This window comes from Halalkalibacter alkaliphilus, assembly GCF_023555415.1.
GTDB classification, from domain to species: Bacteria; Bacillota; Bacilli; order Bacillales; family Bacillaceae_D; genus Halalkalibacter; species Halalkalibacter alkaliphilus.
Genome location: NZ_JAKRYL010000002.1, coordinates 280,380 through 294,646 on the forward strand (window position 1 = coordinate 280,380; position 14,267 = coordinate 294,646).

At 31.3% G+C, this 14,267-nt stretch carries 12 protein-coding genes; all 12 read left to right on the plus strand.

What is annotated here, in order from left to right; translation table 11 throughout:
• Positions 1–2 precede the first annotated feature (2 nt).
• The 12 genes from MF646_RS02960 (at position 3) to MF646_RS03015 (ending at position 14,246) form a co-directional block, all read left to right on the plus strand.
• Positions 3–1,190 (plus strand): CDP-glycerol glycerophosphotransferase family protein, encoded by a 1,188-nt coding sequence (locus MF646_RS02960; protein WP_250095001.1) that lies wholly within the window; start codon positions 3–5, stop codon positions 1,188–1,190.
• A complete protein-coding gene (locus MF646_RS02965; RefSeq protein ID WP_250095002.1) occupies positions 1,177–1,596 on the plus strand; it encodes an FAD synthase family protein in 420 nt (139 codons plus the stop codon). The genes MF646_RS02960 and MF646_RS02965 overlap by 14 nt, the downstream gene beginning before the upstream one ends.
• Before the next feature lie 20 nt (positions 1,597–1,616).
• Entirely contained in the window at positions 1,617–2,810 is a 1,194-nt protein-coding gene (locus tag MF646_RS02970) for a glycosyltransferase (RefSeq protein ID WP_250095003.1), read from the plus strand.
• A 27-nt stretch (positions 2,811–2,837) separates the two neighbouring features.
• The gene (locus tag MF646_RS02975; RefSeq protein ID WP_250095004.1) at positions 2,838–4,019 is read left to right on the plus strand and encodes a glycosyltransferase; all 1,182 of its coding nucleotides are present in this window, start codon (positions 2,838–2,840) and stop codon (positions 4,017–4,019) included.
• 87 nt (positions 4,020–4,106) lie between these two features.
• A complete protein-coding gene (locus MF646_RS02980) occupies positions 4,107–5,312 on the plus strand; it encodes a glycosyltransferase (RefSeq protein WP_250095005.1) in 1,206 nt (401 codons plus the stop codon).
• Entirely contained in the window at positions 5,309–6,343 is a 1,035-nt protein-coding gene (locus MF646_RS02985) for a glycosyltransferase (protein WP_250095006.1), read from the plus strand. Before MF646_RS02980 ends, MF646_RS02985 begins: the two co-directional genes overlap by 4 nt.
• A gap of 224 nt (positions 6,344–6,567) precedes the next feature.
• The gene (locus tag MF646_RS02990) at positions 6,568–8,349 is read left to right on the plus strand and encodes an ABC transporter ATP-binding protein (protein ID WP_250095007.1); all 1,782 of its coding nucleotides are present in this window, start codon (positions 6,568–6,570) and stop codon (positions 8,347–8,349) included.
• 231 nt (positions 8,350–8,580) lie between these two features.
• On the plus strand, positions 8,581–9,795 hold the full coding sequence (locus MF646_RS02995; protein ID WP_250095008.1) for a protein kinase family protein: 1,215 nt from the start codon (positions 8,581–8,583) through the stop codon (positions 9,793–9,795).
• A gap of 85 nt (positions 9,796–9,880) precedes the next feature.
• The gene (locus MF646_RS03000; protein WP_250095009.1) at positions 9,881–11,053 is read left to right on the plus strand and encodes a glycosyltransferase family 4 protein; all 1,173 of its coding nucleotides are present in this window, start codon (positions 9,881–9,883) and stop codon (positions 11,051–11,053) included.
• The gene (locus MF646_RS03005; RefSeq protein WP_250095010.1) at positions 11,050–11,856 is read left to right on the plus strand and encodes a glycosyltransferase family 2 protein; all 807 of its coding nucleotides are present in this window, start codon (positions 11,050–11,052) and stop codon (positions 11,854–11,856) included. The genes MF646_RS03000 and MF646_RS03005 overlap by 4 nt, the downstream gene beginning before the upstream one ends.
• Positions 11,857–12,156: 300 nt before the next feature.
• Positions 12,157–14,097 (plus strand): lasso peptide isopeptide bond-forming cyclase, encoded by a 1,941-nt coding sequence (locus tag MF646_RS03010; RefSeq protein WP_250095011.1) that lies wholly within the window; start codon positions 12,157–12,159, stop codon positions 14,095–14,097.
• A gap of 14 nt (positions 14,098–14,111) precedes the next feature.
• Positions 14,112–14,246, plus strand: coding sequence for a paeninodin family lasso peptide (locus MF646_RS03015; RefSeq protein WP_250095012.1), 135 nt, complete (start codon positions 14,112–14,114; stop codon positions 14,244–14,246).
• Positions 14,247–14,267: the final 21 nt, after the last annotated feature.

Here is a 14,267-nt window from a genome sequence, read left to right on the forward strand (position 1 = left end):
AAATGAATAAGTTAATAGGGAGCATAAAAACAACACTAGCTCTCTTCCTCATCCATCTATTTAACTGTTTTCCTATTAAGAAAAATAAAATCTTTTTCTTTAGCTATTACGGGAGCCAATATGGATGCAATCCAAAATATATAACCGAGTACATTCTTAAAAGTAACGATGCTAAAACATACGATCTAGTATGGGCATTTAATAATCCTAACCTAATTCCAGAAAAAAATGGAATCCGGAAAGTTAAGGTGATGACAGTAAGATATTTCTACGAATTATGTACATCGAAAGTAATTATTACAAACTTTCGTACTACTGAACTATTCGTAAAAAGGAGAGAGCAGTATTATATCCAAACATGGCATAGTTCACTGAGATTAAAACAAATTGAAAAGGATGCTGTGGAATCTCTGCCAGAACAATATGTTCAGATGGCAAAAAAAGATTCGCTGAAATGTGATTTGTTATTATCTGGTTGTAAGTATAGTACAGACATCTTTAAAAGAGCATTTTGGTATTCGGGTGAAATCTTTGAACAAGGCACTCCAAGAAATGACCTTTTAATTCAAAGTAATAAAAGTACAAAAAGAAGGATTTTAAGTTCATTAAATATACCAATAAATTCAAAGGTTATCTTATATGCACCAACGTTTAGGAAAGATAATCAATTAGATGTTTATAATCTTGACTATGATAAAGTGTTGGATCAATTACAAAAGAAATATGGAGGAGAGTGGACGTTTCTTATCAAGCTCCATCCTCACCTATTGTCTAAATCAAGTGAATTAGTTTATGGCGAAAGGGTTATGGATGTTACGGCATACGATGATATTCAAGAATTGTTAAGCATATCTGATGTACTTATAAGTGATTATTCTTCTTTAATGTTTGATTTTAGCTTAACGAAACGACCATGCTTCTTGTATGTTCCAGACCTTGTCGACTATACAAAAAATGACCGTAGCCTGTATTTTGATATTAATAAACTGCCATTTAAAACCGCTGTTAGCAATAAAGAGCTGTTACATAAAATAGAAAACTTCAGTAGCGAAGAGTATCAAAAAGATCTATCTAGATTTCAAAAAAGTGTAGGTTCATTTGAGAACGGAGAAGCTTGTAAACACGTAAAGGAAAAACTAGATGAAGTTTGCTTTAACAAGAAAAGGAGGGAATTACATGAAGCCGTATAAAATTGGGTACACCACAGGAGTTTTTGATTTGTTTCATGTTGGACACTTAAATATATTAAAAAAAGCAAAAGAGCAATGCGACTACTTAATCGTAGGCGTTAGTACAGACGAATTAGTAATGAGCTACAAAAAGAAACAGCCAGTTATACCACATAATGAAAGAATGGAGATTGTTGAGGGAATCAAATATGTAGATAAAGTAGTTCCACAAGTGCATCGTGATAAGTATGCTGCTTGGGAACAAATTCAATTTGATGTGATGTTTGTCGGAGATGATTGGAAAGGGAGCCCTCTTTTTAATGAGGTTGAAACTAAGTTTAATAAAGCTGGAGTGGAGCTGGTGTTTTTTCCTTATACGAAGGGAGTTTCTTCGACGATTGTGAAGGAGAAGCTTGAAATAGTTTAAAAAACATGGAGATTGATACAATGAAGAAGAAAAAATTATTGTTTGTGATTGAATCTTTGGATTGTGCAGGAGCGGAGAAGAGTTTAGTCACTTTATTATCTTTGCTCGATTATTCTAAGTATCAAGTCGATTTAATGCTTTTTGCACATGGAACAGTGTTGGAAAAGTTAGTCCCTAAAGAAGTTAATATATTAACTCCATTGGAATACACAACATTTTCTAATCTAAGTTTAAAGAATGCCCTTGTAAACTCAATCAAGAAATCTAATTTTAAAATGTTAACTTCAAGAATGAAATTTTCTCTCAAAATACGAAAAAACAATTATAAAAATGCTCAAAAAGCACGCTTATTTTGGCAGTATGCTTCGAAGGTGATAGAAACTAACCCTACATTCTATGACATTGCCATTAGTTATTCCCAAGGGATCCCAACATTCTATGTTTCTGAAAAGATAAAAGCAAAGAAAAAAATCGCATGGGTAAATGTTAGTTACAAACTCGATGAGCTAGAGAAAAGATTTCAGCAGAAATTTTATAATACGTTCGATAAAATTGTTGCAGTTTCCGATTCTACAAAGGATATATTTTTAGAAACCTTTCCAGACTATACAAATAAAGTCAAAGTCTTATATGACATTAACGATCCCGGATTTATAACAAAAATGGCTGAATTAGACGGAGGATTTGAGGACGATTTTGATGGCATCAAAATTTTAACAATTGGTAGACTGGCTAATCAAAAAGGTTATGATATTGCAATAGAAGCATGTAAGAAACTGAAAGAAGAAGGTATTAACTTCAAATGGTATGCGTTAGGAAAAGGCCCATTAAAAGAAGAGATCGAACAATCTATCAAAGAAAACCATTTATCTGATCACTTTATTCTATTAGGTGTAAAAGCGAATCCATATCCATACATTAAACATGCTGATTTATATGTACAAACCTCAAAATTTGAAGGCTTTGGTCTTGCTATTGCAGAAGCTCGAATGCTGAATGTACCAGTCGTTACAACTAGGTTTGATGCTGTATACAATCAAATGGTTCATGGGAAAAATGGCCTTGTTGTGGATATGAATCCAGCAGCTGTAGCAAATGGGATTATGAAGGTTCTACAAGATGATAATCTTAAAGAAAACATTGTAAAGTATTTGAAAGTAGAAAAGAAAGGTAATGTCGAAGAGCTAGAAAAATTTTATCAATTAATCGGATAAATTTATATCGAAAGAGTGTAATGCCTAATGAAGAAAAAAATAATATTCATGGTAAAAAATATGAATATCGGTGGAACTGAAAAAGCATTACTGAACATGATAGCTGAAATGCCTATAGATGAATATGATATAACAATATTTATGCTAGAGGAGTATGGCGGTTTCTTAAATGATATTCCAAGCAGCGTCAACGTTGAATATTTTAATGGGTTTAAGGAAATAAAAGATGCTCTAAATAATCCTCCTCTCTTAACGGCTAAGAGCTTATTAAAGAAAGGTAAAGTAATCAAGGCATGTCAAATTGCAGTCATACACATTCTATCCAAAGCAACTAGAGATCGAAGTCATTTCTTCAAATATTTATTAAAGGATCATCCAAAACTGAATCAAGAGTATGATATCGCGGTAGCTTATGCTGGTCCAATGGATCTCATAAGCTATTTTGTCGTCCATAAAATGAAAGCAGCAAAGAAGATTCAATGGATTCACTTTGATATTTCGAAAATAGGATTTGACCAAAAATTTGCATCAAAGCTCTACCCAAAATTCGATGAGATCTTTGCAGTTTCAAATGAAGCTAAAAATGTCCTGGTGAATCAGCTTCCTGAATTAAAGGGGAAATTCTATACGTTTTATAATGTTTTATCAAAGAATCAAATAGTTACTTTAGCATCAAAAGAAAAAGGTTTTGATGACATTTTTAATGGAGTGAGAATTCTAACTGTTGGTCGCTTAAGCAAAGAAAAGGGGCAAGATCTCACTATTCCTGTATTAGCGAAGCTAAAAGAAAATGGGTATAACGTTAAGTGGTATTGCCTTGGTGAGGGGCATGCGAGAATGGAGTATGAACAACTTATTAAACAGTATGAGGTTGAAAATGATTTTATCTTAATAGGAAGTCAATCTAATCCTTATCCTTTTATGAAAGAGTGTGATGTATATGTACAATCGTCTCGTCATGAAGGATATTGTATAACACTAGCAGAAGCCAGATGCTTTTCTAACCCAATTGTTAGTACGAAATTTACTGGGGCAGAAGAACAGATCACTCATAACCACACGGGTTTAATTGTGAATTTTGATGAGGAAGAGATGTATCAAGCAATCAAAAAAATATTAGATGACGAAATATTAAAAAATAAGCTCAAAAAAAATCTTAGCAATGAAATTGTTGATTCGACAAAAGAAATAGAAAAACTTTCAAGCTAATTTAATTAGTAAGTCTCAAATAGTATTTTTATACTGTTTGAGACTTACTTAATTAATAATTATTCCATTTTTTAAGAGGTGGCCATAATGAAGAAAATATTATTCATGCTTAGCAGTATGAATATTGGTGGTGTAGAAAAGTCATTGCTTTCACTTTTATCTGTCATGCCAAAAGACCAATATGATATTACAGTTTTACTTTTAGAGAAAAAAGGTGGTTTCTTGAAGGAAATTCCAGACTGGGTGAAAGTAGAGGAAGCTACTTGGTTTAAAGAGATTAAGCCTGTTATTATGCAGCCACCTCAACAAACAGTCAAAGATTATTACTTAAGAAAACAATTTATAAGAATTCCGAGTTTTGTGTGTTCTTATTTAGTGTCGAAATACCTTGATAACAGATATTTATTTTACAAAGAAGTATTAAAAAGTGTTCCTATAAAAGAAACAACATATGATGTTGCCATTTCATATCAAGGACCAACAGATATTATTGATTATTATATAGCCAATAAAGTAACAGCGCAGAAGAAAATTTCGTGGGTTCACTTTGATGTTTCTAAACATTTAATCAATGAGAGACTATATAAAAAACTATACATTCAATATGACAAAATCTTTGCGGTTTCTAATGAGGCTAGTAAAAAATTAATAGAGAAAATCCCTAATATAGAAAGCAAAACTGATGTCTTTATGAATGTTATATCTAAAGAACTAATTAGAGAAATGGCACAAAGATCTGTTGAATTTGATGATGACTTTAAAGGAATAAAGATCGTGACCGTCGGACGACTTTCAAAGGAAAAGGGGCAAGACATAGCCATAAAAGTATTAGCAAAACTTCGGAAAGAAGGCTATAACGTTCGGTGGTATTGTGTTGGGGAGGGTAATGCTAGGAAAGGTTATGAAAAGTTAATAGAAGAAAATGGAGTAAGCAATGATTTTATATTACTTGGAGCAAAAGTAAACCCATATCCGTTCATTGAGAAATCAGACATTTATGTTCAAACATCCAGACATGAGGGGTATTGTTTAACTTTATCAGAAGCTAAGAGTTTAAATAAGCCGATTGTTACGACTGATTTTGTAGGTGCTTTTGAACAAATCAACGATCAGTGCAATGGATATATTGTTAAAAGTAATGATGAAGAAATATATGAGAAAGTTAAATATTTAATCGAAAATAGAAAAGAACGATCAAGATTAATTGCAAATTTAATAAAAGATAAAGCTAAGTTGAAAAATGAGAGCAAAAAGCTGGATAGTTTTATTAATAGAAAGGAATTTGTAGGATGAATCCTAAGATAAGTATCATTGTTCCAATATATAATGTTGAAAAGTACTTGAAGCAATGTATAGATTCAATTTTAGCTCAAACTTTTAAAGATTTTGAACTAATACTCGTAAATGATGGCTCACCAGATAATTGTGGTGAAATTTGTGAAAAATATGCCAAGAATGATAATAGAGTAATTGTTATACATAAAAAAAATAATGGTGTTTCATCAGCTAGGAATAGCGGGATAGAAATTGCTAAGGGAGAGTATGTAGGATTTGTTGATCCAGATGATACTGTTGAAAAAAACATGTATGAAAGATTAATTGATACAGCGATAACCTTTAATGCAGAGATAGTTGTTAGCCCGATCACTATTATTAACCACAAAAATAATACAAACAACGTAACACCTATTTGGAAAAATGTTAATTGTATTATTAATAATAAAGAAATAGTTGAAGAGATAATCCCTTCATTGATACAAAACAAAACCTACAGTCTAGTATCAAGTGTTAATAAACTTTATAAAACATCAATATTTAATGATTTTAATATAATATTTGATGAGAATAAGAATCACAGTGAAGATGCACGTTTCAATTTTACATTATTACCACTTATTAAGAATTTAGTGTTTATCGAACAACCTTTATATAACTACAATATTTATCCAAGAGATTCTTTAACTCAGACATTTAGGGAAGATTTGTATAGAGATGTTCTAGATAATAAAATATTTATGTTAAATTTATGTGAAAAATATAATCTTGAAAATTACATACCTGAAGTAAAAAGGCATTATACTAATGTTACTTTGAATTACTTGCAAGAAATTGTAAAAAGCACCATTCCAGTGAATCGAAAATATGAAATAATATCTGAAGTATTGAATGAAAAAGAATTTTATGAGGACATTGAAGAATATAAGGCTCCTTCAATATTTATTAATATATTAAAGAAAATATGTCTAAAAAAAAATGAAAAATTACTTTTCAAAACTATTTATTATAAAATAAGAATTAAAAAATATTCTAGAAAACCTTCTTAAATAATTTTTCCAAACGATGTTTGAAATTTTTAATAATTTTTTAGGAACTAAGGATTGTGACAATTGAACAGTTAAATTATGTTAAATATAATGAAATATATAAATTTCATTAAAACAAAAAGCAATATCTCTTAACAGATATGAAAAATAAGAATGATATATTTCATTGATTATTTTCCAACGAACTGATTCAAACATAATTAAATTTAAAGGTGTTGATTAGGTTGATTGATACAATAAAAAAATTGCTAATATTATTTAATAAAAATGAAAAGAAAAAGCTATTTATTATTTTTCTTATGATGATCGTAGCAGCTCTATTTGAAACAATAGGAATAGGTTTAATTGTTCCATTTGTTGGTATGGTTACTAATCCAGGAATGATACAAGAGCAAGCAATATTATCATATATATATGAACTATTTAAATTCCAGACAACAACAGGTTTTATTATATTTTCAGTTGTTTTTTTACTTTCAGTTTTTCTTTTAAAGAATGTATATTTATTATTCTTCCATTATGTACAGTATAGAGTCATTTATAATCAACAAGTAAAACTATCAAGAGAATTATTTAAAGAGTACTTAACAAAACCTTACACTTTCCATTTGCAAAAAAATACTTCAAATCTACTTAGGAATGTAAACGGAGAAGTACCTAAAGTGTTCCAAGGAATTGTGATGTCTAGCTTTCAACTACTAACAGAGGTACTAGTCATTACATTTATATTAATATTGTTATTACTTACATCACCTGTAGCAACTATCACTGCTTCTGTATTATTAGGTGGCAGTGTAGTTATATTTTTCAAAGTGTTCCGGAGAAAAATTAGTTATTTAGGAAAAGAACAACAAAAAGTAAGCGGAACTATTATAAAGTGGGTTAATCAGGGATTAGGAGCAAGTAAAGAAGTGAAAGTGTCAGGGAAAGAAGGCTTCTTTATAAACGCTTACACAAAGCAAAGTCTTATTAAAGTAAAAAACAGCCGTTTTATGAAAATGTTAGAGTTAGTTCCAAGGTTATTTATTGAGACATTATTGGTATCTATTGTTCTTATTACTATGCTTATTATCATTTTCCAAGGTTTAGATACAACACAGCTAGTTTCTACAATGGCACTTTTCGCAATGGCAGCTTTTCGACTAATGCCTTCGATCAATCGTGTTGTTGCATTAATAACAACTATTCGATACAGTCAGCCAGCTTTAACAGTTGTTTACGACGATTTGTTTAACAACAAAGACAAATCCTCTAATAGTATTCTTGATAAAGATGCAAATGACCTGTTAATCCGTAAAGGAAGGAGAGCATTTCATCAATCAATTAATTTAACCGGAGTATCTTTCCGTTATCCAGGTCAACAAGAGTATTCAGTAAAAGATGTCTCTTTAACTATACCGATTGGAAATTCAGTTGCATTTATAGGGGAGTCAGGTGCTGGGAAAACAACTCTTGTTGATATTATTCTTGGATTATTACATCCGGAAAAAGGAAGTATATCTGTTGATGGTAACGAAATAAAAAACATAAAATCACTTTGGCAACAAAAAATAGGGTATATTCCCCAATCTATATTTCTTTCAGATGATACTATACGGGGAAATATTGCTTTTGGCATAGAAAATTCGCAGATTAATGACGATGCAGTTTGGAGAGCACTAGAACAAGCGCAATTAAAAGAATTTGTTGAATCGCTCCCTAATAAATTAGAAACAGAAGTTGGGGAGCGAGGTGTCAGGCTTTCGGGAGGCCAAAGACAGAGAATTGGAATCGCTCGAGCTTTGTATCATAATCCAGAGATTTTATTTATGGATGAAGCCACTTCAGCTCTAGACAATCAAACTGAAAAAGAATTTATGAAAGCTATCGACGGTTTACAAGGGGAAAAGACATTGATTATTATTGCACACCGCTTAAGTACAATTGAAAATTGTGATATTGTATTTGAGATAAAAAAAGGTAAACTAGCAGAAATTAAAAATAAGGTTGTAAAATCAATTATTTAAAAAAATTAAATTCATAAAGCCTTATCTATGGAACATGAGAAGCTAATTTTTATTTTGCTAGTCGCTCATGAGTACCTCTCAATGAAAGGTTAGTTAATCGTTAGGGAGTCTTCCTCCTACCGTTAGTTGGTCCGGTAACTTACTATTCTACTTTTGGGAAGGGACTCTTTTTGTCTTGAAAGCAATGCGAGACTGGTTTAATTATGCAATTCACTCAGTTAAGGAGAAAAAATGGATAATAATAAAAAATATTATTATATTTACGTTAGAGATAAAGTCTATATCAATGTGGAAGTTTCTTTTCTTCCTCTTTTTTTTTATTTGTATTTTAAGACAAAACCGATGGGTTTATTTGAAAAAAGGTTTACTTGGAAAATTTCAAGATTATTACCTTTATTTGTAGTTAGGGTAATAAGAGTATTTACTTTTACTTTTACATTTTATAAGAAGAAGAGAATTTTTAAAAATACAAACTCTCAAAAAGTTATAACTTCAACTTTCTGTGGTCATTTGCTTTTAAACCTGCGTCAAGGTGAGAATAAAATATTTAATTTTAAAGCTGAACAAGTTATTACAGATTTTCCAGTGTGTATAAGTAATCATGAAGTAGAAAAAAGGATCAATACAATAATTGTAGCTTCAACATGTAAAATTAAACCAAATCTCTTAGACTGGGATGTAAAGAAAAGATGCTTAATTGAAGAGTTCATCAATATTAAAAGCCAATCATATAGTACTAATAATATAGACGTATTTTATAAAGATGCATTACCCATTTTAAAGGATCTCATGTTTACTAAGAAACCAGACGTATTAAATTATAATTTATATCTTAATAGTAAGCTAAATTTATTAGATACTATACTAGAGAAACGTATTATTAATAACGAAAAATATATTGAGGAATTAAAAATAATAAAAAGATTTTATTATGAAATAAGAATGAAATTAAAGGAGATTAATAAAAAAGACATTGTCGTTGTATTTTCACATGGTGATTTATGGGAAGGTAACATTCTCAGTAATAAAAGGTATACTTTTGTTATTGATTGGAACACACAAGGTAGTCGTACAGCTTTTTTTGATTTTTATTTTATGATGTTTATGCTTGCTAATAAAAATAGTCATTTTAAGGTGTATGATAACAAATGGATATTGAGTTTAGATAAAGTATTAGAAAATAGTTTTATGAAATTATTAAACGAAATAAAAAACAAAAATAATAATACTCTTAACTCTGATCTTATAGAAAATTTAAATGATTTTGATGTTTACCGTTATTTATTTTATATAGAGCTTTCAATTCTTAAACTAGAATGTAGGGAGGTTAATTCTGATAAGCAACTAAAAGATGTTGTAGCGTGGGTAAATAGGTTTATTTTATTTGAAGATTTTAATAATGGAAGCAGAGAATTCTTTTGTTTGAAAGAAAATGTTTCTAAATAACAGCTAAAATACTCAAAACAACCTGTCATATGAATATCATTATTCAAGGTAATTTAATTATTATAAGAAATTTGTGGTGTTGTAAATGAAGGAAAATCGAATGTGTGTTGTCACAACGACATCCATAACAATTAAAAGTTTTCTCCTGCAACAACTTATTTTTTTATCACAGAATGGTTACGACATAACAATAGTTTGTAATTACGATGAAGAATTAATAGCTTTCTTACCAAAAAATATTAAATATAATCCAATTACCATGAAAAGGGGTGTTGATGGGCTAGGTGCATTAAATAGTTTGGATCTTCTATATAAACTTTTCAAGAAAGAGAGATTTGATATAGTCCAATATTCCACACCTAACGCTGCACTATATGCTTCAATAGCTTCATGGTTAACAAGAACCCCTGTCAGATTATATTGCCAGTGGGGAATACGTTATGTCGGTTTTACTGGTTGGCGTAGAAGGGTTTTTAAAGCTATTGAGAAGATAGTATGCTCTCTTTCTACCTATATAGAGCCGGATAGTTATGGAAACTTACAATTCAGCAAATCAGAAAAGCTTTATACTAGTAACAAAAGTAACGTGATATGGAATGGAAGTGCGAACGGGGTGGATCTTAATAGGTTTGATTTTACTTCAAAGCAAAAATGGAGCGATGAGATTCGCCAGAAATATAAGATTTCCAATGATGATCTAGTATTTGGTTTTATAGGGAGGCTTAATAAAGATAAAGGAATTAATGAGCTTCTATCAGCGTTTAAATATATTTCGCAACATAATGTTAATGTTAAATTAATGATGATTGGTCCTGAGGAGAACGCTGGAGTTCACCAGGACCTATTTGAATGGTCTCAGCAAAGTGAAACAGTAATATATTGTGGATTTACCAATGAAGTAGAAAAATACTATTCTGCTCTTGATGTTTTTATTTTACCAAGCTATCGTGAAGGGTTTGGTTCTGTAGTTATTGAAGCTGAAGCAATGGGAATTCCCGTTATTGTAACTGATATACCTGGACCTACTGATGCTATGCTGCGAGGAGAAACAGGTCTGGTCGTTCCAAAAGGTGAAGTAGATCCTTTAATTGAAGCAATGAAGACAATGTTAAATCCAACGCTACGTCACGAAATGGGTGAAAAAGCTATCGTATTTGTTCGTGAAAAATTTGATCAACGGGTACTTTGGAAACATATTCTTGAGGACAGAAATAGGCTTGTTATGAAAGAAAGGGCAAGAAAAGAGGGGGTAGTATGAAGTACGATAAGCCCAAAGTATCAATAATTATGGGGATTTTCAACTGTTCTGGTACTTTAAGAGAAAGTGTAGACTCAATAGTAAATCAGTCATATAAGAATTGGGAATTAATTATGTGCGATGATGGTTCAACAGATGACACCTATCGTATTGCAAGACAATATGCAGATCAAAACTCTAACATTAAAGTGATTAAAAATGATAAAAATCAGGGACTTGCATATAGCCTAAACCATTGCCTTCAATATTGTAGGGGAGAGTATATTGCTAGACAGGATGCTGATGATCGCTCTCTACCTGAACGATTAGAAAAAGAAGTAAGGATTCTAGATGATAATCAACAGTATGATATTGTCAGTACAGGGATGAGATTTTATGATGAAAAAGGGTTTTGGGGTGAGATTATTCCAATTGAAGAACCATTGCCAGAGGATTTTATCGCCCAATCACCTTTTTGCCATGCACCTTCTATGGTTCGGCGTAAGGCCTTGTTTGCTGTTAATGGCTATGATGTTACAAAGAGAACTTTACGTGTTGAAGACTATAACCTTTGGTTTAGGATGTATGCAAATGGATCGAGGGGCTGCAATATTAAAGAGTCTCTTTATGAAGTAAGGGATGATCGAAGTGCAATTAAGAGAAGGAAATATAGTTTGAGATTAAAAGAGGCATACGTACGATTCAGTGGGTATAAAATGTTGAAGCTGCCGTGTACATCTTATATTTATGCTATTCGACCACTTATTGTTGGATTAGTGCCTAATGGGTTATATAAATCCCTACGGCGCTATAGGTATAATTAACTATATGGAGAATGTAAATCTATTGTAAGAATATATAAGCTTGATACTTTGTTTACCTAATTAAATCCGTCTTTTTCTCTGAATAAAACGATAAAAATTAAAACTTTTTATATAGAGAGTTATTGACTTATGGTGATTATGTTGTATGATAAAGGTAACAGACGTTCTTTATAAAGAATAACCAAGTGACCTTTATAAAGTAATAATTTATTAAATTTTTAAAACTGTTGGATATCGCTATCCACACATTTTTTTGGTAGTGTTGTTCTTTAAAAAGAACAACACGATAGGAGGAAGTTAATGAGCGCAATTGCTGGAATTTATCATTCTAATAATGCACCTGTTACAAGGGATCATTATTCAATCATTATGGATAATCTAGCTCAATTTCCTGCTAATGATATTCAATGCTGGAACAAAAATAATGCTTTCCTTGGATGTCTTTCGCAGTGGATTACACCTGAATCTATAGGCGAACCATTGCCATTTTATGATTCAGAAAGAAACGCAGCTATTACTGCGGATGCCATAATTGATAACCGTGAGGAATTATTTAACTTATTACAAGTAGAAACAGGTTTAAGAAAAACCATTCCAGATAGTCAATTAATTTTACTTTCTTATTACAAGTGGGAAGAGGATTGTCCCAAATACTTAATAGGTGATTTTGCTTTTATGATATGGGATGAGAGAAAACAAAAGTTTTTCGGAGCTAGAGATTTCTCAGGAACTAGAACCTTATATTATTACCATGACAAACAGCATTTTGCTTTTTGTACAACTATAGAAGCATTATTAAATTTACCGTATATACAAAAGCAGTTAAATGAAGATTGGTTATCTGAATTCTTGGCTATTTCTTCAGTTGTAGATACCGTAAATACATCAATAACTCCCTATAGAACAATTGAACAAGTACCACCTGCTCATATTATTTCTGTAGAAGGAAATAAAGTTAAAATTAAACAATATTGTACTTTGTTAGCTGACAGTAAATTGAAATTAAAATCTGAAAATGAGTATGTAGAAGCCTTTCAGGAAGTCTTTCAAAAATCTGTTAATGCTCGTTTGCGTACACACCGACAGGTTGGTGCTCATTTAAGTGGAGGGTTAGATTCTGGTTCAGTTGTCAGTTTCGCAGCAAGGTCACTAAAAAATGAAAATAAGTTATTACATACATTTAGTTATATTCCTTCTAGAGGCTTTAAAGATTACACACAAAAACGGTTGTTGCCTGACGAAAGACCATTTATTAAATCAACGGTTAATCATATTGGAGGAATTAAGGATCATTATTTAGATTTTGATGGAAAAGATTCATATTCTGAAATTAATGAATACCTCGATATTCTAGAAATGCCATACAAATTTTTCGAGAACTCTTTTTGGATAAAAGGAATGTTTGAAACAGCTAATAAAAAGGAAGTTGGGGTTCTTTTAAACGGAGGAAGAGGAAATTTCACTATTTCTTGGGGGCATGCATTAAATTATTATGCAATTCTACTTAAAAAAATGAAATGGATTAAACTCTACAAAGAATTGGATCAGTATAGCCAGAATGCGGGAGGAGCTCGATTACGCAGAATCCCTGTACTTGCAAAAGTAGCTTTTCCATTCATTAATAAATTTAATTCTACTGTTACAACTAAACAATTTCCTAGATTGATTAATGCGGAATTCGCAAATAAGAAAGATGTATTTAATAAAATTAATAAGTATGGTTTAGATGAAACAGGTTGGTTTGGTACAAATGATATTTATGAACAAAGAAAAAGACATTTTGAGGATATATTTCATTGGAATGCAACGAATACTCTAGCTGCTAAATTATCTTTACGCTATTCGTTATGGAAACGAGATTCAACCAATGATTTACGAGTTATCCGCTTTTGTTTATCTGTACCTGAAGAACAGTATGTTCAGAATGGAATGGATCGAGCACTCATTAGAAGGTCTACTAAAAATTTATTACCTGATAAAGTAAGGTTGAACCAGCGTATACGAGGTGTCCAAGGGGCTGATTGGCTTTATCGTATGACTCCTATTTGGGATAATTTTATGAAAGACGTTGAGCAGCTTGCTACTGATGAAAGATTATTAAACTTTGTGGACGGAGAGGTTATACAGAACTCTCTTGAAAAAGTAAGAAAGGAACCTCTTCCGGAATACGCCATTGATCCGAATTATAGGTTACTGATGCGCAGTCTAATTGTTTCAAAATTTTTAAAAAGATTTACTTGAAAGGAGGTGAGACGATGAAAAATGAATGGAAGAAACCGGAATTAGAAGTACTTGACGTAGACATGACAATGGCTAACCCGAATGATGGGGATCATCTAGACCAAGCGTATCCTGAGGGGACTCCTCGATGGGAATTGACTTGGAGTTAAGGTTTTTTACCTTCGATTTCA

Bases quoted from the DNA above. Each gene is read 5' to 3' on its own strand.
- MF646_RS02960 (WP_250095001.1), top strand. From the start codon at position 3: ATGAATAAGTTAATAGGGAGCATAAAAACAACACTAGCTCTCTTCCTC.
- MF646_RS02965 (WP_250095002.1), top strand. From the start codon at position 1,177: ATGAAGCCGTATAAAATTGGGTACACCACAGGAGTTTTTGATTTGTTT.
- MF646_RS02970 (WP_250095003.1), top strand. From the start codon at position 1,617: ATGAAGAAGAAAAAATTATTGTTTGTGATTGAATCTTTGGATTGTGCA.
- MF646_RS02975 (WP_250095004.1), top strand. From the start codon at position 2,838: ATGAAGAAAAAAATAATATTCATGGTAAAAAATATGAATATCGGTGGA.
- MF646_RS02980 (WP_250095005.1), top strand. From the start codon at position 4,107: ATGAAGAAAATATTATTCATGCTTAGCAGTATGAATATTGGTGGTGTA.
- MF646_RS02985 (WP_250095006.1), top strand. From the start codon at position 5,309: ATGAATCCTAAGATAAGTATCATTGTTCCAATATATAATGTTGAAAAG.
- MF646_RS02995 (WP_250095008.1), top strand. From the start codon at position 8,581: ATGGATAATAATAAAAAATATTATTATATTTACGTTAGAGATAAAGTC.
- MF646_RS03000 (WP_250095009.1), top strand. From the start codon at position 9,881: ATGAAGGAAAATCGAATGTGTGTTGTCACAACGACATCCATAACAATT.
- MF646_RS03005 (WP_250095010.1), top strand. From the start codon at position 11,050: ATGAAGTACGATAAGCCCAAAGTATCAATAATTATGGGGATTTTCAAC.
- MF646_RS03010 (WP_250095011.1), top strand. From the start codon at position 12,157: ATGAGCGCAATTGCTGGAATTTATCATTCTAATAATGCACCTGTTACA.
- MF646_RS03015 (WP_250095012.1), top strand. From the start codon at position 14,112: ATGAAAAATGAATGGAAGAAACCGGAATTAGAAGTACTTGACGTAGAC.